Origin of the sequence: Achromobacter xylosoxidans (assembly GCF_001457475.1) — a bacterium.
Classification (GTDB): domain Bacteria; phylum Pseudomonadota; class Gammaproteobacteria; order Burkholderiales; family Burkholderiaceae_B; genus Achromobacter; species Achromobacter xylosoxidans.
Map to the genome: position 1 here is coordinate 5,034,843 of NZ_LN831029.1, position 19,787 is coordinate 5,054,629.

The following is a 19,787-nucleotide window of genomic DNA, read 5'->3' on the forward strand; positions in this document are numbered from 1 at the left end:
CGCCATGCAATCGGCAACCCCCACCCTATCCGTGCGCAACCTGCGCACCTGGTTCCACACCCGCGCCGGCCTGGTGCGGGCGGTGGACGACGTCAGCTTCGACGTCCATCCCGGCGAGATCCTGGGCCTGGTCGGCGAGTCCGGCTCGGGCAAGTCCATCACCGGCTTTTCCATCCTGGGCCTGATCGATCCGCCCGGGCGCATCGACGGCGGCCAGATCCTGTTCAAGGGCACCGACCTGGCGACGCTGTCGCGCGAAGAACTGCGCCAGCTGCGCGGCAACCGCATCGCCATGGTGTTCCAGGATCCGATGATGACGCTGAACCCGGTGTTCCGCATCGAGACCCAGATGGTCGAGACGGTGCTGAGCCACGAGCGCTGCAGCCGCAAGGCGGCCCGGGACCGCGCCCGCGACACGCTGGCCGCGGTCGGCATCCCCTCGCCGGCCGAGCGCCTGAAGGCCTATCCGCACCAGCTGTCGGGCGGCATGCGCCAGCGCGTGGCGATCGCCATCGCCATGCTGCACAAGCCCGACCTGATCATCGCCGACGAGCCGACCACGGCGCTGGACGTCACCATCCAGGCGCAGATCCTGGCCGAGATGCAGAAGCTGTGCGCCGAGACCGGCACCGCCATGGTGTGGGTCAGCCACGACCTGGCGGTGGTGGCGGGCCTGGCCGACCGCGTCTGTGTGATGTACGCCGGCCGCGTGGTCGAGTCCGGCGGCACCGACGACATCCTCGATCGTCCGCGCCATCCCTACACCATCGGCCTGATCGGCTCGGTGCCCAGCAACGAGCACACCGGCGACCGCCTGTACCAGATCCCCGGCATGGCGCCGTCGCCGCTGGCGCTGCCGGCCGGCTGCGCCTTCAACCCGCGCTGCGGCCATGCGACCGAGCGCTGCCGCGCCGAACAGCCGCCGCTGGAGGCCGCCGGCGGCCGCGGCCTGCGCTGTTTCCATCCCCAGACAGGAGCCCTTTCGTGAGCCCGACGATCCTGATGCAGGCCAACCAGGTGTCGCGCCTGTTCGTGAAGCGGCCCGACTACGCCGAACGCCTGGCCGGCCTGCTGGGCGCCAAGGTCGCCTCGCACACCGTGCACGCGGTCGATCGCGTCGACCTGACCATCCACCAGGGCGAAGTGGTCGGCCTGGTGGGCGAGTCCGGCTGCGGCAAGTCGACGCTGGGCCGGGTGCTGGCGGGCATCCTGCCGGCCACCACGGGCAGCATCCAGACCCCGGCCGGCGAACTGTCCGCCCTGACCGGCCGCGCCGCGCACGCGCAGCGCATGGCCACGCAGATGATCTTCCAGGACCCGATGTCCTCGCTCAATCCGCGCAAGCGGGTGCGCGACATCATCGGCGAGGCGCCGCTGGCCAACGGCATCATCGCGCGCCGCGACTACGACGACTACGTGGTGCAGGTGATGCGGCGCGTGGGGCTGGACCCGGACTACCGCAACCGCTTTCCGCACCAGTTCTCGGGCGGCCAGCGCCAGCGCGTGGGCATCGGCCGGGCGCTGGCGGTCAAGCCGGGCTTCCTGATCTGCGACGAGTCGATCGCGGCATTGGACGTGTCGATCCAGGCGCAGATCCTGAACCTCTTCATGGACCTGCGGCAGGACCTGGGCCTGACCTATCTCTTCATCAGCCACGACCTGGGGGTGGTGCGGCGCATCAGCGACCGCACCGTCATCATGTACCTGGGCCGCGTGGTCGAGTCGGGCCCCACCGCCGAGGTGTTCGCCGCGCCGCGCCATCCCTACACCCAGGCCCTGCTGCAGGAAGTGCCGCGGCTGTCGAACCGCAAGCGGCGTTTTCACGCCATCAAGGGCGAGATCCCGTCGCCGCTGAATCCGCCGCCCGGCTGCCATTTCCATCCGCGCTGCCCGCAGGCCATGGCGCGATGCAAGGCCGAACAACCGCTGCTGCGCGTCACGGCCGACGGCCACCAGGCCGCCTGTCACCTGCTCGACGGCGCCGGCGCCGCGCGCCCACAAGGAACCTCCGCCGCATGAATCCCCTGCTTACCCCGATCCGCCGCGGCGCCGCGGCGCTGGCCCTGCTGGCGCTGCTGGCCGGCGCCGCGCCCGCCGTGGCGCGGCCGCTGCTGACCATCGGCCATTCCAGCGAACCGTCGTCGATGGACCCGCTGTTCTCGCGCACCGGCAACAACCAGGCCGCGGCCGAGAACATCTTCGAACGGTTGGTCTCCACCGACGAGAACATGCAGATGCGGCCGGGCCTGGCCCTGTCGTGGCGGGTGCTGGCGCCCGACACCTGGGAGATCAGGCTGCGGCCCGGCGTGCGCTTCCATGACGGCACGCCGTTCAGCGCCGACGACGTGGTGTTCTCGCTGGAACGCGCGCCCAAGGTGCCCAACAGTCCGGCGCCCTTCAGCGGCGCGGTGCGCTCCATCGCCGCGGTCGAGGTGGTCGACCCGCTGACCCTGCGCATCCGCACCAAGGCGCCCACGCCGGACTTCATGGAGCAGATCGGGCTGGTCTACATGCTGTCGCGCCACGCCGCGCAAGGCAAGCGCTCGGAAGACTTCAACAGCGGCGTGGCGGCCATCGGCACGGGCCCCTACAGGTTCGTGCGCTGGCAGCCGGGCGACAGCCTGGAGCTGGCGCGCAACGAGACCTACTGGGGCGCGCGGCCGGACTTCGACCGCGTGGTGATCCGCTACATCGCCAACGACGCGGCGCGCATCTCGGCGCTGCTGTCGGGCACGGTCGACCTGATCGACAGCGTGCCGCCGACGGATGCCAGGACGCTCGAGGGCAAGGCCGGCTACACGCTCTATCGCTCGCCGTCGGCGCGCCTGATCTACCTGGCGCTGGACTCGGCGCGCGACGCCAGCCCGTTCGTCACCGACGCGCAGGGCAAGCCGATGACGGTCAATCCACTCAAGGACGCGCGGGTGCGCCAGGCGATCTCGAAGATGTTCATGCGCGGCCCGATCACCGAACGCCTGCTCAGCGGCGCCGGCGTGCCGGCCGGGCAGATGGTGCCCGAGGGCCTGGGCGGCCACAGCCCCAACCTGCCCGCGCCCGCCTACGACCTGGAAGGCGCGCGCGCCCTGCTGGCCCAGGCCGGCTATCCGCAAGGCTTCGGCCTGACGCTGCACTCATCCAACGACCGCTTCGCCGGCGACAGCGACCTGGCCCAGGCGCTGGCGCAGATGATGGCGCGCGCCGGCCTGCGCATCAACGGCGTGGTGACCCAGCCCTACAACGTCTATGCCGGCGCCAGCGGCAAGCAGCAGTACAGCGCCTTCATCTTCTCGTACGGCAACAGCACCGGCGATTCGTCGAACGGCCTGACCAACGTGCTGGCCACCTACGACAAGGCCGCCGGCACCGGCGCCTTCAACCGCGCGCGCTACTCCAACCCGGCGGTGGACCGCCTGCTGGCGCGGGCCGCCGTGGAGTTCGACCCGGCGCAACGCGACGCCCTGCTGCGCCAGGCCGCCGAGGCCGCCTTCAACGACGTCGGCATCGTGCCGCTGTATTTCCCGGTGGCCTTCTGGGCCGCGCGCGACGGCACCGTCATGCGCGCCAACAAGCTCGAACGCACCTCCATGCTGTACATACAGGAAGCAAAATGACCGCCCCCGAAGTTTCTCCCGCCGCGCTGCTGGCGGACCAGATGGTGCGCATGCGCGACGGCGTGCGCCTGGCCACCGACGTGCACCTGCCGGCCGGCTACCGGCCCGGCCTGGACGCGCCGCTGCCCGTGATCCTGGAGCGCACGCCCTATGGCAAGGCGGAGGTGTCGCGCTCCGAGCAGATCGACGGCCGGCTCGGCGTGCCGCGGCCCGAGGTGGCGCGCTATTTCACCGCGCACGGTTTCGCCGTGGTGTTCCAGGACTGCCGCGGCCGCTACGGCTCGGAAGGCCAGTTCACCAAGTACCTGTCGGAAGGCCCGGACGGCTTCGACACGCTGGCGTGGATCATGCAACAGCCGTGGTGCAACGGCCGCATCGGCACCATGGGCCTGTCGTACGCCGCGCACACGCAAATGGCGCTGGCCTGCCTGAACCCGCCGGGCCTGGCCTGCATGGTGCTGGACTCGGGCGGGTTTTCCAACGGCTACCAGTGCGGCATCCGCCAATCCGGCGCGTTCGAGCTGAAGCAGGCCACCTGGGCCTACAAGCAGGCCAAGCTGAGCCCCGCCGCGCAGCAGGACCCGCTGGTGCTGGCCGCGCTCGAGGCCGAGGACATCCGCCAGTGGTTCACGCGCATGCCGTGGCGTCCCGGCCATTCGCCGCTGGCCAGCGTGCCCGAATACGAGGACTACCTGTTCGAGCAATGGCGCGCCGATACCTTCGACGAGTCCTGGCGCCAGCTGGGCATCTACGCCCAGGGCTACTACGACGCGATTCCCGACATCCCGGTGGCGCTGATGTCCAGCTGGTACGACGCCTACGTGCGCACCACCCTGGAGAACTACGCCGGCCTGACGCAGGGCCGGCAGTCGCCAGTCCGGCTCATCATGGGGCCATGGCTACATGGCGACCGCAACACCACCCACAGCGGCGACGCCGAATTCGGTCCGCGCGCGGCCTTCGACGGCAACCTGGCGCGGCACTGGCTGGACTTCCGGCTGGCGTGGTTCCAGCGCTGGCTGCAGGATGCGCCGGCGGGCGCCGCGCCGGACCCGGCCGCGCGCCTGTTCCTGATGGGCGGCGGCAGCGGCGCGCGCGACGCGCAGGGCCGCTTCGACCACGGCGGCGCCTGGATCCAGGCCGACGCCTGGCCGGTGCCGCAGGCCCGCGCCACCGCCTTCTACCTGCACGCCGACGGCCGCCTGGATCAACGGTCGCCGGCGGACGCGGCGGGCCGGTTGCGCTACCAGTACGACCCACGCAATCCGGTGCCCACGATCGGCGGCGCGCTGACCTCGGGCCAGCCGGTGTTCGAGGGCGGCGGCTTCGACCAGCGCGAGGATGCGCGCTTCTTCGGCGTGCGCCAGCCCGGCCTGCCGCTGGCCGCGCGCGACGACGTGCTGGTGTTCCAGACCGAACCGCTGCCGGAGGATCTGGCGGTGGCCGGGCCGGTGAGCGTCAAGCTGTACGTGTCGTCCGACTGCCCCGACACCGACTTCACCGCCAAGCTGATCGACGTCTATCCGCCCAGCGCCGACTACCCGCAGGGCTATGCGCTGAACCTGACCGACGGCATCTTCCGCTGCCGCTTCCATGAAGGCTGGGACGAAGCGCGGCCGCTGACGCCGGGCAAGGTCTACGAGATCACCATCGAACCGTTCGCCACCTGCAATCTGTTCCAGCGCGGCCACCGCATCCGCCTGGACATCTCCAGCAGCAACTTCCCGAAGTACGACGTCAACCCGAACAGCGGCGAATCGGCCGCCGACGCCCGCGAAAAGCGCATCGCGCTGAACACGGTGCACCTGTCGGCCGCGCATCCGTCCAGCGTCACGCTGTGCGTGGCCGCGCCGCGGGACCTGGCGCCGCTGCCCGCGCATGGGGCCCTGCCATGACCCGTTAGCGCCCGGCCCCGACAACCGCTTGCTTCATCCTTTGCCGCCGGCACGCCGGCGGCAGGGGCTTCTTTTGTCCAATGCCATACCAATCGAGGGGATCACACCATGAAAAGAATCATCCGCCACCGCCGAGTCCTGGGCGCCGCCTTGGCGCTGGGATGCCTGAGTCCGGTCCAGGCCGCCGAAACCAGCAGCGTGACGCTGTATGGCCTGGTCGACCTGGGCACCACCTACGAACGCAAGGACGGCGCGTCCAGCCTGCGCCAGAAAAGCGGCAACCAATCGGGCTCGCGCTGGGGCCTGCGCGGCTCCGAGGACCTGGGCAATGGCTACAAGGCGGTGTTCCGCCTGGAGAGCGGCTTCAATGCCAACAACGGCACCCAGGCGCAGGGCCGCATGTTCGGCCGCTGGGCCTACGTCGGCCTGGCCGGCGGCTTCGGCGAAGTGCGGCTGGGGCGCCAGTGGGTCTACGGCTTCGAGTGGGCCGGCGTCGGCTCGCCGTTCGGCACCGGCTGGGGCCAGTCTTCCAACAACGCCAGCCTGGGCTACAACGACGGCGACTTCGGCGCCGGCGGCCGCGTCAACAACGCGGTGTTCTATGCCACCCCGCGCCTGGGCGGCTGGCAGGCCGGGCTGGGCTACAGCTTCGAATCGCACGACGGCGAGGCCTTCGCCACCGACGCGCACGATCGCGTGCTGACCGCGGGCCTGCGCTACAACGGCGGCCCGGTGGCGGCGGCGCTGACCTACGAGCGGCTCAATCCGAATTCGCAACTGCCGAACAAGAAGACGGCCGGCAACCTGCAAGTGGCCGGTTCGTACGACTTCGAGTGGATCAAGCTGCACGGCACCTACGGCAACCTGCGCAACGCCAATACCGGCCCTTCGGCGGGCTACGACCGGGTCAATTCGTACCTCGCCGGCGTCAGCATGCCGACCGGCAAGGCCGGCACGCTGATGGCGTCGTACCAGCGCGCCACCAGCTCCGACATCACCGGCTGGGCCCTGGGCTACCAGCATGACCTGTCCAAGCGCACCAACCTGTACGCCTACGTCAACCGCCTGGACATCCGCGCATCGCACACGCTGCAGACCTCGGTCGGCATCCGCCATCTGTTCTGACGCGCGCCCCGTGGCGGCGCGGGCGCCCCCCGCGCCGCCACGGGGCGGATCCGGTGCCACGCGCGCCGGCTCAAAGGAACGCGCGCGTGCCCCACCAGCCGGGCAGCAGCAGCGCCGCCGCCCACAGGAAGGCCGAGGCCCAGTTGGCGGCCTGGAACGACGCGGCGCGCATGCCGCAGATGCCGGCGATCATCGGCACGGTGGCGCGCAAGGGGCCGAAGAAGCGGCACAGCACGATGCTCAGCACGCCCCACTTCTGGATGAACACGGCGCTGCGGTGCAGGAGTTCAGGGCGTTTTCGCAGCGGCTTCAATTGCGTCAGGCCGGGTCCGAACCACACGCCGCAGGCATATTGCACCCAGTCGCCCAGCGCCGCGCCAATCGCGATCGCCAACCATACCGGCACGAAAGCGCTGTCGCCCAACCCCAGGATGGCGCCGATCGACAGCAGCAACGCCGTGCCCGGTATCACCAGCGCCACCAGCGGCAGCGACTTCAGGAACGCGAAGGCGAATCCCATCGGCGCCAGCCAGTCGGCGTGGGTGCGGGCAAAATCGACCAGCGTCTGCTGCAGGGAATGAAAGGTCTCGAACAACATGAGGCGTTACGGCAAGACAGGCATGACGCCCATGTTACGGCTTGCGCGTCAGACGATCACGTCGCGCAGGCCGCGCGGACGCCGCCGCACCAGGCCAGCCAGCCGCTCCAGCGCCTGCGCCAGGGCCTCGCGCCCGGGAATGCTGCCCAGCGAGATGCGGATGGCGTTGGGCGCGCCCAGCCCCTGGTGGAAGGCGTCCGACGAGGTCACGCTCAGGCCTTCGTCGCGCGCCACCCGTTCCAGGTCGACCGCGGTCCAGAGGCTGGGCAACGGCTGCCACAGGTGGATGCCCGCCGCCGCGGCCGGAAATGGCCCCGGCAGCAACCGGCGCGCCAATTGCTGGCGCGCATGGGCCTCGGCGCGCACACCGTCCAGGATCTGCCGCGCCGTGCCGCTGGCGATCCATTGCGTGGTCAGCACCCCCATCAGCGGCGCCGCCATCACGGCAAACGCGCGCATCGCCGCGAGCACGTTGCGGCGGCCGTCTTCGTCCGGGCTCAGCACGAACGCGGTGCGCAGGCCGGGCGTCAGGGTCTTGGCCAGCGTGGCGATGTAGAACACCGAGGCCGGCGCCAGGCTGGCCAGCGCCGGCGGCGCGTCGTCCAGGAACAGTGAATAGGGATCGTCTTCGATGATGCGCACGCCGCGGGCCGCCGCGGCGCGCGCCAGGTCGCGGCGGCGCGCCGCGCTCATGGTGTGGGCGGTGGGATTCTGCAGCGTGGGGTTCAGGTAGACCAGCCGGCCGCCGTCGCGGCAGGCGCGCTCCAGCCCGGCGGGGGTCATGCCGTCGGCGTCGGTCTCGGCCACCAGCACGCGCCGGCCCAACTGCTGCGCCGCGGTCAAGAGGCCCGGATACACCAGCGGCTCGGCGATGATGCCGTCGCCCGGCCGGCTGTAGGCCAGCATCACGGCGGCCAGGGCGGCCTGCGCGCCGGGACACACCAGCACCCGGTCCGGATCGACCCGCTCGACAGACTGCGCCAGCCACTGCGCGCCGGCCTCGCGTTCGGCGGGACCGCCGCCGGCCTGGTGATAGGTCATCATCACGCCGACGTCATGGCGTTCCATGGCCTGGGCCAGGCCGCGCCGCAGCAGGTCCTGCAGGTCGCAGCCCAGCGGCAGCGGCGGCATGTTCATGCCCAGGTCCAGCATCTGCCGCAGCGGCTGTTCGACAGGCCGCGCAATGAAGGTGCCGAGCGGCCCGCGCGCTTCGATCAGCCCGCGCTGGGCGGCCTCGGCGTAGGCGCGCGTCACCGTGGTCAGGTCCACATCCAGGTGCTGGGCCAGGCGCCGCTGCGGTGGCAGGCGATCGCCCGGCTGCATGCGGTTGGCGGCCACGGCGCCTTCGATGAAATCCGCGATCTGGCGGTAGCGGGGGCCGGCGCCGCGCACGAAGGTCAGGGGCCAGGATGCATACATATCGTCGTTATGCATTGTTTTTATTGCGCGGGAATGCCGCAATGTATGACTGACATGAATCGGCCAGTATGGCACAAACCCGGTTCAAGTCCATACATCGGGAACCTTGTACGGCCCTTGCCGCAGGACGTCAGTGGAACCCCGCCGCGCGGAACATGCGGTCGTAGATGCCGCGCAGCACGGCCTGCTTGCGCAGGTTGTAGTCCGCGACCTGGTCCACGCCCTCGGCCGCGGCGTGCTTGGCCTGGGCATAGCGGTCGCGGTCATCGTCGTGCCCGCGCAACCAGTCGCGGAACATCCGGTGGCGGATGTTCTCGGGACAGTCCGGGCCGAACACATGCAGGTTGACCCGCGGCGTCGACAACTGCAGGCAGCGATGCTGGTGCCACGAGGGTTCGCGGATCACCAGCACATAGCCGATGGCCTCCAGCGCCGGCACATAGGCGGCCTCGTCGGCCGGGTCGGCCACCGCCAGGTCGATGTCCACCACCGGCTTGGCCGGCAAACCCGGCACCGCGGTCGATCCGACGTGGTCGATGCGCAGCGCGGCCGGCCCCAGCGCCGCGGCGATGTCCTGCGCCAGCCGCGCATACCGCGCCGGCCAGTCGGGGTCGTAAGGCACCACGACGACCGCTTCCGGCGCCGGCTTGCCGCGCACCCACGGGTCCTCGTCCGGATCGGAGTCGTAGTGCCGCATGATGTCTTCGGGAGTGGGCATGATCTTTTCCTGCTTAAGCCAGCCGCTATTGTAGGAAAGGGGAAAGGGCGGGAAAGGCGTCAGGGCGCGGGCGGCGGCAACGCGCGCAGCCACGCGGCCATGTCGGCCGCCACCTCGCCCATGCGCGGCGTGCCGTCCGCTTCGCGCAGGCCATGATCCAGCCCGGGATAGAAGCGATAGTCGATATTGCGCCGGCCGGCGCGCTTGAGGGCATCGATCATCCGCGCCACCGAATCCGGCGACACTGACGTGTCCGCGCCGCCCTGGACGATCAACAGCGGCGTGCGCACCCGCTCCAGCAGCGCCTGCTGGTCCAGCGCCAGGGCCTGGCGCCACCAGTCATGTCCGTGATTGCTCGCCACCAGGTCGGAAGACGGCGCCTGCGCCAGGGCCTGCGCAAACCCGCGGAACCCCTCGATGGCTTGCGCCTTCTCGGCAGGCGGCGCATCGCCCGTCCCGATGCTGTGCAGCACGTCATCCAGGAACCAGCGCCCGCCGCCGTTGAAGGCGATGCTGGCATCCACCAGCCCGCCGCGCGCCGCCAGCATATTGGCCACGACCGCGCCTTCGCTGCCGCCCACGGCCACCACGCGGCGGTACCCGCCCTGCTGGCGCAAGCGCGCGATCACGGCTGCGTAGTCCCGCAGGCGCTGGTCGAAATTGTCGTGCAGCAGATAGGCCCGTGGACAGTCGGCGCGGTCGCTGCCATCATCGTCGCGGTACGGCAGGGAGACATCGATGCCGTACTTGTCGACCGTGAGCAGATCGGCCCGCGGCAGCACGTGCCGCAGATACCGGCGCACGGCATGGTTGTGCGCCACGCTGTTGCAATCGGACCCCTGCACCACCACCAGCAGACTGTCGGCGGCGCGATCGGGATCGTGTTGGCGCAGGTAGTAGGCGATGGCCGAGCCGTCCGCGCGTGGCAGCCAGTGCTGCTCGGTCGGTTGGGCCTGGGCGGGCAGGCTGATGGCGAGGGCGCACGCGCCCGGCAACAACGCACGCGAAATGAAGCGGCCCGGCCGATTGCTGGCGGCCAGAACCATCGCGATCAATACGTTGCGCATCCTTCCCCCCGTTTCGACTGGGCGCCGACTATACCGCAGTCATCGGCTCAGGCATCGTCGACCGTCGCCGGCCGCACCCGCACGGTCTTGCCCAGGGTGCGCGCGACCGGCGAAGCCGCCACCGCCTCGCGCGCCAGCGCGCGCTGCGCATCGGACAGCGGCGCGGCAAAGCGCAACGAGACATCGAAGCCGCTTTCGTGATCGAGACGCTCGAGCGCCACCGTCACCGTCAGCGCGGGCAGCGCCATGGCAGCCCGCTGCGCGGCCATGTCGATGGACATGCAGATGCAGGCCGCCAGCGCGCTCTCGAGCAATTCGTGCGGCCGCATGCCCGTGTCGCCTCCCGCGCCAAGCTTGCGCGTATCGGATCGCACCAGGCTTTGCCCGTTGCCGATCTCGACGCCGTATGACGGCCCCACCCTGTTCGCGGTCACCATGGGACTTCTCCGTTGCCAGTGAAAAGACCCACAGCCTAAGCCGCCCCCACGCCCCCGGGAAGGCAATCGGGTGTACCGGTAGTGGCGCTACCAGGCAGGACGCCGGAATGAAAACAGCCGCCCGAGGGGCGGCTGCGATGGCGTCGGCATGACAAACGCATGCCGGTCGGCCTGGATTATTTCTTCTTGTCGATCGAATGCACTTGCACCGGGGTGCACGACGGCGTCGTCAGCGTGGGGGGCGAGGTCAGCAGTCCGGGCATCATGCGCGACGTGCAGTCGAAACGGCGGCCCTTGGTCGTGGTCGCGGTATAGGTCAGGTTCTGCGCGCCCAGCGAGTCCGCCTTATCGGCCTTGACGTTGGTGATGGTCAGTTCGTCAGACGACGCCAGGCCGATCATCTGCGCGGTGGCGCTTTGCAGCGGCACGATGGCTTCGTTCGTGCCCATGGTGGTGCAGCCGGCGATCGCGACCACTGCCGCGGCCGAAAAAAGGATCTTTCCCAAGTTCATTATTGCCCCAATTCTCGTAAGTTGAATCCGGCTGGAAGCCTCTCTCACAGGTCGTACAGGCCGCCCGCTACTTCTTAGGCTGAAGCTCGCGCGCCGTCCATCCGGCCCTCCCCTGCGGAAATCGCAGAATGCGGATTTTAATGATTTTTCGTATCAATGAAAGGGAAAATGCGCGGAAATGGGTGAAATCAAACCTTGCCATGTGGGCAGGTTCCACGACTGCAACACCGCCGGCTGGCAACACGCCGGATCCGGCCCGCGGGAGCCGGCGCGACAGTAACATTTCGCCGGGTAACAACGCTCGACCCAGCCCGGTCCCCCGCCGACACTGGACGTTCACCTTTCTCGTGGAGGAAAGGCCCATGTACGAGGATATCCAGAAGCAAGGGGCCAAGGCAGCGATGCACGGAGCGAGCAAGCTCGACTGCCCCTATCTCAGGCTGAACCTGTTGCCCGCCCGAAGCGCGGAACCGATCGGGCAATGGCTCGCCAAGGTACTGGCATGGGAAGCCGGTTGGAACCGCCAGCAATGCGCGAGGACAAGAGTGATGTAGGCCGGTCAGGCAAGAGAGGGCTGTGTTTACAGCCCTTTTCCTTTAGGCGCGGGCTCGGTTCCGTCATGCCCGTCCTTGGCGCCGCGCGACGGTTGCGCGGCCTGCCGCTCGAGCGCCTGCAAGCGCGCGGCATTGGCCTGGCACAAGGTTCGATAGAACATCGCGCCGCTGGCGACCAGCAGGCCGAGATCCTTTTCGTCCAGCTTGGCGCCAAGCTTTTCCAGATGACCCGCATAGATCGCGAGCACGCTGTCCCAGGCATCAAGCGAAGGCGTGGGCGCCGGCGTCAGGATCATCAATTCCAGGAGTTCTTCGCGGTCCATACGCGCCTCCTTCCTCGTACACGGCGACAGGATGGCATGAGAGTGGTTGCACGGTCAAAACGGAAGGGTAAGCGTTGCCTACCACGGATACAGGTACTGCAACACTATTGCGGCCGATCCGCCATTTCAGTAAAACTGACGGTCCTATCACCTACTTTTGGAGGGAAGTGCAATGCATCGCGACGAAATCCAAAAGCTGGGCGCCCAAGCCGCCCGCGACGGACTGACCCTGTGGGACTGCCCCTACTACCGTGCCGCGGCCATGCCGGGACACACGGGCGAGTCGATCACGGAGTGGCGCGGCAAGGTCGAGGCCTGGGAGGCCGGATTCCTGGCCGAGACCCGATCATGGAATCCGCCCCGCGGCACCCCTCCGCCGGCAGGCCAGGCGCGGCGCCCTGTCCACTGAGCCCATCATCGCCGCCCCTGGACCCCGCGCGCCCACGCCATACCCTGCCAACCGGACACTCAGAGCATCTTGTCACGCGCCTGTTCGGCGCGGGAAGCGCCGATAGCGGTTTCGACATTCCTGGCCTCCTCCGGAGGAGGCAGGACGGCGGGGAAGCCCAGCGCCTGGATCCACAACTCACGCGCCCAGCCCTTGGTGTGATAGAGGTGGTGGTCCTCATCCTTCTCGACGGCGTCGTGGGCGCGCTTGAGCACGCTGGCCTGCGGCCCTGACGTCTTCTGCGCCACCAGGCCGATCAGTTCCCAGTTCTGGTGATCCTTGGTTTCGGCCAGCACCACGCATTCCGCGGCCACCAGTTGGGCCGCGTCCGGGTCGCCTTGCGATTTGGCGAGCTTGATGGCGGCCACGAGGCTTTCCCCGTGGTGCTTCACAACGGCCCGGCTGGGCACCGCCGCATCCGGGTCCAGGCCCAGCTCTTCAAAGACGGTCAACAACACGCGCTGGTGCGTTTTCGTCTCGTCAAGGTAACCCTGCCACTCCTTGCGCAGGTCGGCGTCGACCGTGCAGTCGAGCGCGGCGGTGTACACGAGTTCACCGCCCAATTCGGTTTCGAGCGCCTGGTACAGAAGGTCGTGAATCTGCTCGGGATTGCCTGCTTTCTTCGCCATGTTGGCCTCCTGGATTATCTTCGTCGATAGAGACGAGCAGGCCCCATCAGCAAGCCGCGTGCCCGCATGCCGGGCGGTTCCCGGCAGCGGCCGGCTGCGCGGCATGGCTACAGCCGACGCACAACGCAACAGGCCTGCGGCCGCCCCAAGGACGACCGGACGTAGTGCCCCGCGATAGTCAACGCGATTTACCGGGAGAATCGTTCCGCCCGCTTTCCGGTTCGGGCGGCAAGCCCGCCTGGCGGCGCTGCATCGGGCCGCGGCCATAGGCATCCTTGCCTTGTTCGCGCCGTTGGCCGCCCGCCGGGTAGCCCGACCCCGTGTCCGGATCCGGATTGAGCGTATCGCGCCCGGGTCGATCGACCTGCGGCTGGCCATTGTGCCGCTCGCTCTCGGACTCCGCGTGAAAAATCGGCTTGGACATCCTGACCTCCCCGCGCTTGGCGCTCCAGGCTCGACGGCCGGACGCCCATCGCCCGGCTCGCAGCCATGGCCATGCGGTGAGCAATCGCCATGCCGGCCTGCGCCGGCGCGCCGCGACTACTGGATGAACTCCGCCTGGCTGCAATCGGAAAAATGCACCTTGCACTCCGTCAGGTTCTTTTCCTTGCAGATCTGCATGGCGTCATCGGTCGCCTGCTCGATGGTGTAGTGCTTGCGGAAAATGGTGGTGTACTGGCCATTGCCCACCGCGCCCGCGGCCACGATGGCGCATTGGTTGTAGAACGTCATCGCCGTCTTGCAATCGGTGCCGCCCTTCGAGACACAGTGGGCGATTGCAGCCTGCGTCGCTTCGCGTTCGCTGCGCCGGCCGCCGGCCATGCCGATGAGGTTTTCCCTGCTGGAGGCGAATGCCCCCCAGCGGGTTTCCCAATGGCCCTGCGGACGCCGCGGCGCGCCGCCGCTGTCCCTGGGCACCTGATACAGGCCGGGGATGGGCACGCACTGGGCGGGCCCCTGGGTGGACATGGTGTAACCGTCGCCGCATCCCTGCTCCGCCGCCGCCGGACGCGCGGCGATGAGGGCCAGGGCCGTGAACGCAAGGGCAAGGCAGGGAGCGCGCTTCATCCAGAGGTCCTGTGATGATGACCGACGATGTCGGAATGCGCGGATATTAGCAATTCCATGCGACGGCGCAAGCGGCTGGCGCGGAAGTTCCCTGGCGCGGCAGGAGGGGCTCGAACCCCCGACCTCAGGCTTAGAAGGCCCGTGCTCTATCCAGCTGAGCTACTGCCGCGCGGTGTGTGGCTGCCCGGAACGGGTCCGGGCGGCGCATTTTACCCTGTTGCGGCCGGGCCGGGGCGCGGGCGGCGAGCCGACCCGCTTTAACAGGCGGGACGACGCATCAGTCCTCGCCGAGATCGGCATGGGTGGACACCCACAGCACCAGCGCGTCCTGCTTGCTCAGGCTGATCACGCGGTGGCCCATGCGGCTGTCTATATAGAAGCTCTCGCCCGCCTTCAGTCGCGCCGGTTCATAGAACTCGGTGTACAGCTCGACCTCGCCTTCCAGCACGTAGACGAATTCCTCGCCGCCGTGGCGGCTCCAGTCCTGGAATTCATCGAACGAACGCGCCTTGACGCGGGTGTGGAACGGCATCATGCGCTTGTGCGACAGCGCGGTGCAGAGCAGGCGGTGGTCGTAATACGGGGTTTCGTACTGGCGGCCCTCGCCCTGGCGGCTGAGGCTGCGGCGGCCGGTGCCCATGTGGGCGTCCGACGCGGTGAACAGTTCGGCCACGTCCAGCTCCAGGCCGGCGGCGATCTTGATCAGGTTGTCATAGGTGGGCGAGAGCAGGCCGTTCTCGATCTTCGAGAGCGTGGACGCGGACACGCCGGTGGCCAGCGCCGCCTGCTTGAGCGTCCAATCGCGCGCCTGGCGCAGGGCTCGCAGCCGTTGTGCCAACACGCTCTGTTTGTTGCCTTGCATCTGTACACCCTGTCATGCCCGCGATTGCCGCTCCCGCCACCAATCGCGCGCCTGGTAAGACCAATATGTGAGTTGAACCGCCGCCGTGCCCAGCGCGCCGCCGTTCCAGGCCAGGCCGAAGGGTTCGAACAGCCGGTAGCGCTGGCTGTCGCCGGTGATCCCTTCGGCCACGACACGGCCGCCGATGGCGGTGGTGTTCATGCCGTGGCCGCCAAAGGCCGTGCAGTACCAGACATCGGGCGCCAGCTTGCCAATCTGCGGCATCAGATGCCGCGCGTAGGCCATGCGCCCGGACCACGCGGTCTCGACGCGCAGCCCCTGCAACTGGGGATAGACGCTGAGCAATTCGCGGCGCAGGGATTCGGCCAGATCGGGCGGGTCATCGACACGGGTGGTGATTCTACTGCCCCAGCCGATGCGCCCGCCATCGAGCACCCGGTAATAGTTGCCCGCGCGGCGGTCGTCGCCGATCGCGGCCTGGGTGCGGATGGCCTCGCGCACCCGGTCGCCCAGCGGTTCGGTCAGCATGATGTAGGTGGCGATCGGCAGCATCGCCCGGCGCAGCGCCGGCACCACGTCGCCGGTGTAGCCGCCGGTGGCCAGCACCACGGTGCGCGCGTCGACCTGGCCGGCGGCGGTGCGCAGCTGCTTGACGGCCCCATCCAGGCGCGCCTGCGTGACGGGCGAGTCCTCGTGGATGCGCACGCCCAGCCGCGCGCACTCGCGGGCCAGGGCGCGGGCATAGTTGAGCGGATGGAAATGGAATGACGCAGGGTCTTCGATACCCTGGAAGTAGGCATCGGACAGCAGCCGCTCGCGCACCTGCGCGCGGTCCAGCAGGCGCACGTCGCGTTGGAAGTCGCGGCGCTGGTCCTCGCAATAGCGGCGCAGCGCCTCGGCGGCCTCGTAGCGCACCACCCGCAGGCGGCCATCGACCTTGTGGGCATCGGCGATGCGCAGGTCGCGGATGTTGTCGCGGATGATCTCCACGCCTTCCATCGACAGCCGGTACAGCTGGCGGTAGTGGTCTTCGTCGACGTGCCGGCGGATGGCATCGGCGCCGGCCGAGAACGCCGGCGACACCGAGCCGCCATTGCGGCCGGATGCGCCCCAGGCGATGCGGCGCGCCTCCAGCAGCGTCACGGCGCGGCCGCGGCGCGCCAGTTCCAGCGCCGTCGACAGGCCGGCCAGACCCGCGCCCACCACGCAGACATCGGCCTCGGCCGTGCCCGCCAGCGGCGCGTAATAGGTTTGCGCCTCGCCCAGCGTGCGCTTGTAGTAGGTGTCGATGTACTCGGTGGCCATCATGGTCTTGGTTCAGTTCAGCCCAGCGCCCTGCAATCCGCCGGTAAGGCGTTTTTCCAGCCAGGTGGCCAGCCGCAGCAAGGGATAGCAATACAGGAAATAGATGGCCGCGATCAGCCCGTAGATGAACAGCGACTTCGCCGGGAAGGTGATGATGAACACTTCGCCCTGGCGCGTCAGTTCGGTGATGCCGACCACCGACAGGATGGCGGTGCTCTTGATCAGCATCACGTACACCCCGCTCATGGGCTGCACGATCAGGCGCATGGCCTGCGGCAGGATCACCAGCCGCAGGATCTGCAACGGCCGCAGGCCCAGCGTCATGGCGCCCTCGGTCTGGCCGCGCGGCACCGCGCGGATGGCGCCGGAAACGATCTCCGCCACATAGCAAGAGGTGTAGACCGACAGCGACACGAAGGCCGCCGTGGCCGAGTCCCAATGCAGCAGCGCGATGCCGGTGCCGGGCAACACGAAGTAGAAGATATACAGTTGCACCAGGAATGGCGTGCCGCGCAGCACATGGATATACAGCCCGAGCAACTGGTGCAGGCCGCGCACCCGGTAACTGCGGATCACGCCGATGACGAAGCCCAGCAGCGAACCGGCGATGATCGCCACGAACGAGATCTTCAGGGTCTCCCAGAAGCCCTTGAGCAGGAACGGCAGCACGACGCCGGCGGTGGACAGGTAGGAATCCAGCATGCTCACCTCGCGTTCCAGGCGGGACCCGCCAGCCACAGGCTGACCCCGCGCGACAGCAGCAGCATCACCGCGTAGATCAGCAGGTAGCCGGCCGCGATGGTCAGGAAGCTCTCGGTGGGCACGATGCGCTCGCTGTTCATCTGCACGCCCGCGGCCACCAGTTCGAAGACCGTGATCAACGACAGCAGCGAGGTGTCCTTGATCAGCACGGCGGTTTGCCCCAGCAGGGGCGGCAGCGTGTTGGCGAAAGCCTGCGGCAACACCACGTAGCGCAAGCGCTGGTGGTAATTCATGCCGCAGGCCTTGGCGCCCTCGATCTGCCCACGCGGGACGGATTCGATGCCGACGCGGATGATCTCGCTCATGTAGGCGGCGTGGTGCAGTGTCATGGCCAGGATGCCCAGCAGCATTTCGCTCCAGCCCTTGGCGCCGGGCACCAGCATGGGCACCGCGTAGTAAACCAGGTAGATCTGCACCAGCAGCGGCGTCGAGCGAATGAACTGCACGTAGCCCGCCACCGGCCGCCAGACCCAGTCCCGCGCCGACATGTGCGCCAGCGCCAGCGGAATGCCGGCGAGCACCGACAGCACCAGGCTGGCGCCGGCCGCGATCAGGGTGTTGACCAGGCCCGTGGCGAACTGGCCCGTGTACTGGCCGACGATGCGCCAGTTGTAGTAGTCGATGAGCCAGTCCATTCAGGTCCTGTCGGTCAAGGGTGGCGGATGCGCGCTATCAGTGGTCTTTTTTCCAGTCGGTCGAGTACCAGTACTTGATCTGCTCGGGCAGCGTGTTGTCGGCGGTCTTGAGCGTCTGCCAGTTGTCGAGCCAGAACTTGAGCCGGAACGCATTGGGCGCCACCGCGAAAGCCAGCGGCTCGCGCACCATCACGCCGTCCAGCACCCGCAGGTTGCCGAAGTCCACCAGGAACTGGTTGGCGGTGGACAGCGACATGATGCCGGCGTCCAGGCGGCCGCTGGACAGCGCCTGGCCCACCGGCGCGCTGCCGCCCGAGAATTCCTTGAGCGTGGCCTTGGGCAGCATCTTCTTGCCGACTTCGGCGTAGGTGCTGGCGCCCAGCGCGCCGACGGTCACGCCGTCCTTGTCCAGTTCCGCGTACGACTTGTAGGGCGAGTCCTTGGGCACCACCGCCACGGTGTCGGCGTAGAACATGGGTGTCGAGAACAGCACCTGGGCGGCGCGCTGCGGCGTCGGCGTCATGTCGGCGGCCACCATGTCGGCCTTGCCGGACAGCAGCGCCGGGATCAGGCCCTTCCATTCGTAGTCCTGCAGCACCAGCTTGACGCCCAGGTCGTCGGCCATGCGCTTGGCGACTTCCACCGCCAGGCCGGTGCGCTTGCCGCTCTTGTCCATGAAGCTCATCAGCGGGCCGGAGGTCTGCACCGCCACCCGCAGCTCGCCGCGCTTGATGATGTCCGACAACTCGTCGGCCCGCGCCGGCTGCGCGATGGCGGCCACGGCCAGCACGACGCCCGCGGCGCCCAGCCATTGTTTGATTTTCAGCATTTGCTTCCCCTTCTGGATGAAAGACGTGTGTCGTTCCGGGCGTACACCTGGTGCCGGCGGCGCCCGGTCAGGCCGGGCCGGCCCTGCTTGCTGCGAAGACTGCGTGATGCGCAAATAACCAACGGCAATGCGGGCCCGGCGCCAACGGCGCGGCGCGCCCGCTACAGAATCTTTTCCAGGAAGGCGCGGGTGCGCGCCTCTTTCGGCTGGCCGAAGACCTCGGCCGGAGTGCCGGATTCGACGATGCGGCCGGCGTCCATGAACAGGGCGCGGTCGCCCACGTCGCGGGCAAAGCCCATCTCGTGCGTCACCACCGCCATGGTCATGCCGTCGCGCGCCAGGGCGCGCATCAGTTCCAGGATGCCGCCGACGGTCTCGGGGTCGAGCGCCGAGGTGGCTTCGTCGAACAGCATCAGTTTCGGGTCCATCGCCAGGGCGCGGGCGATCGCCACGCGCTGCTGCTGGCCGCCGGATAACTGGCTGGGATAGCGCGGGCCGAAGTCGGCCATGCCGACCCGGTCCAGCAATTCAAGCGCGTAGCGTTCGGCCTGGGCGCGGTCGCGCCCGCGCACCACGCGCTGCGGCAACGCCACGTTGTCGAGCGCGGTGCGGTGCTGGAACAGGTTGAAGTGCTGGAACACCATGCCCACGTCGGTGCGCCAGCGGTTGACGTCGGTGGCCGGGTCGGTCAGCGACACGCCGTCGACGCGGATGGTGCCGCTGTCGATGCGCTCCAGGCCATTGAGGGTGCGCAGGAAGGTGCTCTTGCCCGAGCCCGACGGCCCCACCACCACCAGCACCTCGCCGCGGTCGAGCCGGCAGTCAATGCCGTCCAGCGCCAGGTGATCGGGCTGGCCGTCGCGCTGGTAGGTCTTGGTGACCGCCTCGACTACGAGCAGGGGTTCGGACACGAGCATGGCCTTCAAAAAGGTTTCGCATTTCGCGCTGGAGTTTCGTATAGTAAATTTATTTCCAGAATCGCCACTTAGG

23 protein-coding genes and 1 tRNA gene are annotated in these 19,787 nt (G+C 68.6%); 7 read left to right on the top strand and 17 right to left on the bottom strand.

From position 1 onward, the window contains the following. Positions 1 to 4 precede the first annotated feature (4 nt). From AT699_RS22605 to AT699_RS22625, 5 genes are all read left to right on the top strand, one after another. A complete protein-coding gene (locus AT699_RS22605) occupies positions 5 to 988 on the top strand; it encodes an ABC transporter ATP-binding protein (protein WP_024069941.1) in 984 nt (327 codons plus the stop codon). Next, entirely contained in the window at positions 985 to 2,019 is a 1,035-nt protein-coding gene (locus AT699_RS22610) for an ABC transporter ATP-binding protein (protein WP_024069942.1), read from the top strand. The genes AT699_RS22605 and AT699_RS22610 overlap by 4 nt, the downstream gene beginning before the upstream one ends. Continuing rightward, positions 2,016 to 3,611, top strand: coding sequence for an ABC transporter substrate-binding protein (locus tag AT699_RS22615; RefSeq protein ID WP_024069943.1), 1,596 nt, complete (start codon positions 2,016 to 2,018; stop codon positions 3,609 to 3,611). The genes AT699_RS22610 and AT699_RS22615 overlap by 4 nt, the downstream gene beginning before the upstream one ends. Beyond that, positions 3,608 to 5,506, top strand: coding sequence for a CocE/NonD family hydrolase (locus tag AT699_RS22620; RefSeq protein ID WP_024069944.1), 1,899 nt, complete (start codon positions 3,608 to 3,610; stop codon positions 5,504 to 5,506). Before AT699_RS22615 ends, AT699_RS22620 begins: the two co-directional genes overlap by 4 nt. A gap of 108 nt (positions 5,507 to 5,614) precedes the next feature. Next, the gene (locus tag AT699_RS22625) at positions 5,615 to 6,631 is read left to right on the top strand and encodes a porin (protein ID WP_020928986.1); all 1,017 of its coding nucleotides are present in this window, start codon (positions 5,615 to 5,617) and stop codon (positions 6,629 to 6,631) included. Positions 6,632 to 6,701: 70 nt separating this feature from the next. Here the strand turns inward: AT699_RS22625 and AT699_RS22630 are convergent, their stop codons facing one another. The 6 genes from AT699_RS22630 to AT699_RS22655 form a co-directional block, all read right to left on the bottom strand. Beyond that, positions 6,702 to 7,229, bottom strand: a complete 528-nt coding sequence (locus AT699_RS22630; RefSeq protein ID WP_006387561.1) for a DedA family protein — start codon at positions 7,227 to 7,229, stop codon at positions 6,702 to 6,704. A gap of 48 nt (positions 7,230 to 7,277) precedes the next feature. Beyond that, positions 7,278 to 8,663 carry an aminotransferase-like domain-containing protein gene (locus AT699_RS22635; protein WP_081089708.1) on the bottom strand — a complete coding sequence of 462 codons (1,386 nt, stop codon included), beginning with the start codon at positions 8,661 to 8,663 and terminating at the stop codon, positions 7,278 to 7,280. A gap of 115 nt (positions 8,664 to 8,778) precedes the next feature. Further along, on the bottom strand, positions 8,779 to 9,366 hold the full coding sequence (locus tag AT699_RS22640; protein ID WP_024069946.1) for a GrpB family protein: 588 nt from the start codon (positions 9,364 to 9,366) through the stop codon (positions 8,779 to 8,781). A 59-nt stretch (positions 9,367 to 9,425) separates the two neighbouring features. Then, entirely contained in the window at positions 9,426 to 10,433 is a 1,008-nt protein-coding gene (locus AT699_RS22645) for an alpha/beta hydrolase family protein (RefSeq protein WP_006387559.1), read from the bottom strand. Between the two features lie 47 nt (positions 10,434 to 10,480). Then, entirely contained in the window at positions 10,481 to 10,870 is a 390-nt protein-coding gene (locus AT699_RS22650) for an OsmC family protein (RefSeq protein WP_006387558.1), read from the bottom strand. A gap of 176 nt (positions 10,871 to 11,046) precedes the next feature. Beyond that, positions 11,047 to 11,382: a hypothetical protein gene (locus AT699_RS22655; protein WP_006387557.1), complete on the bottom strand. Its 336-nt coding sequence runs from the start codon at positions 11,380 to 11,382 to the stop codon at positions 11,047 to 11,049. 362 nt (positions 11,383 to 11,744) lie between these two features. Between AT699_RS22655 and AT699_RS22660 the strand changes: the two genes are divergently transcribed. Next, positions 11,745 to 11,936, top strand: a complete 192-nt coding sequence (locus tag AT699_RS22660) for a CrpP-related protein (protein WP_053500266.1) — start codon at positions 11,745 to 11,747, stop codon at positions 11,934 to 11,936. 26 nt (positions 11,937 to 11,962) lie between these two features. Here the strand turns inward: AT699_RS22660 and AT699_RS32075 are convergent, their stop codons facing one another. Further along, the gene (locus AT699_RS32075; protein WP_006387555.1) at positions 11,963 to 12,259 is read right to left on the bottom strand and encodes a hypothetical protein; all 297 of its coding nucleotides are present in this window, start codon (positions 12,257 to 12,259) and stop codon (positions 11,963 to 11,965) included. A 172-nt stretch (positions 12,260 to 12,431) separates the two neighbouring features. Between AT699_RS32075 and AT699_RS22670 the strand changes: the two genes are divergently transcribed. Continuing rightward, positions 12,432 to 12,668 (top strand): CrpP-related protein, encoded by a 237-nt coding sequence (locus tag AT699_RS22670; protein WP_006387554.1) that lies wholly within the window; start codon positions 12,432 to 12,434, stop codon positions 12,666 to 12,668. A gap of 59 nt (positions 12,669 to 12,727) precedes the next feature. Here AT699_RS22670 and AT699_RS22675 read toward each other — a convergent pair whose 3' ends face one another. The 10 genes from AT699_RS22675 to AT699_RS22720 all read right to left on the bottom strand — a co-directional run bounded on the left by AT699_RS22675 (position 12,728) and on the right by AT699_RS22720 (position 19,714). Next, positions 12,728 to 13,336, bottom strand: a complete 609-nt coding sequence (locus AT699_RS22675; RefSeq protein WP_006387553.1) for a hypothetical protein — start codon at positions 13,334 to 13,336, stop codon at positions 12,728 to 12,730. 178 nt (positions 13,337 to 13,514) lie between these two features. Further along, a complete protein-coding gene (locus AT699_RS22680) occupies positions 13,515 to 13,760 on the bottom strand; it encodes a hypothetical protein (RefSeq protein WP_024069947.1) in 246 nt (81 codons plus the stop codon). Between the two features lie 116 nt (positions 13,761 to 13,876). Next, a complete protein-coding gene (locus AT699_RS22685; protein ID WP_024069948.1) occupies positions 13,877 to 14,404 on the bottom strand; it encodes a DUF4189 domain-containing protein in 528 nt (175 codons plus the stop codon). A gap of 92 nt (positions 14,405 to 14,496) precedes the next feature. Continuing rightward, a tRNA-Arg gene (locus AT699_RS22690) sits at positions 14,497 to 14,573 on the bottom strand. Positions 14,574 to 14,681: 108 nt separating this feature from the next. After that, positions 14,682 to 15,266: a helix-turn-helix domain-containing protein gene (locus tag AT699_RS22695; protein ID WP_024069949.1), complete on the bottom strand. Its 585-nt coding sequence runs from the start codon at positions 15,264 to 15,266 to the stop codon at positions 14,682 to 14,684. Positions 15,267 to 15,278: 12 nt separating this feature from the next. Then, positions 15,279 to 16,571, bottom strand: a complete 1,293-nt coding sequence (locus AT699_RS22700) for an NAD(P)/FAD-dependent oxidoreductase (RefSeq protein ID WP_058207631.1) — start codon at positions 16,569 to 16,571, stop codon at positions 15,279 to 15,281. 12 nt (positions 16,572 to 16,583) lie between these two features. After that, the gene (locus AT699_RS22705) at positions 16,584 to 17,273 is read right to left on the bottom strand and encodes an amino acid ABC transporter permease (protein ID WP_006387544.1); all 690 of its coding nucleotides are present in this window, start codon (positions 17,271 to 17,273) and stop codon (positions 16,584 to 16,586) included. Between the two features lie 2 nt (positions 17,274 to 17,275). Further along, positions 17,276 to 17,968: an amino acid ABC transporter permease gene (locus AT699_RS22710; RefSeq protein ID WP_024069952.1), complete on the bottom strand. Its 693-nt coding sequence runs from the start codon at positions 17,966 to 17,968 to the stop codon at positions 17,276 to 17,278. A 37-nt stretch (positions 17,969 to 18,005) separates the two neighbouring features. Next, complete coding sequence (locus tag AT699_RS22715; protein ID WP_024069953.1) at positions 18,006 to 18,797, bottom strand: ABC transporter substrate-binding protein; 792 nt, start codon at positions 18,795 to 18,797, stop codon at positions 18,006 to 18,008. A 161-nt stretch (positions 18,798 to 18,958) separates the two neighbouring features. Further along, positions 18,959 to 19,714, bottom strand: coding sequence for an amino acid ABC transporter ATP-binding protein (locus AT699_RS22720; RefSeq protein ID WP_006387541.1), 756 nt, complete (start codon positions 19,712 to 19,714; stop codon positions 18,959 to 18,961). Positions 19,715 to 19,787: the final 73 nt, after the last annotated feature.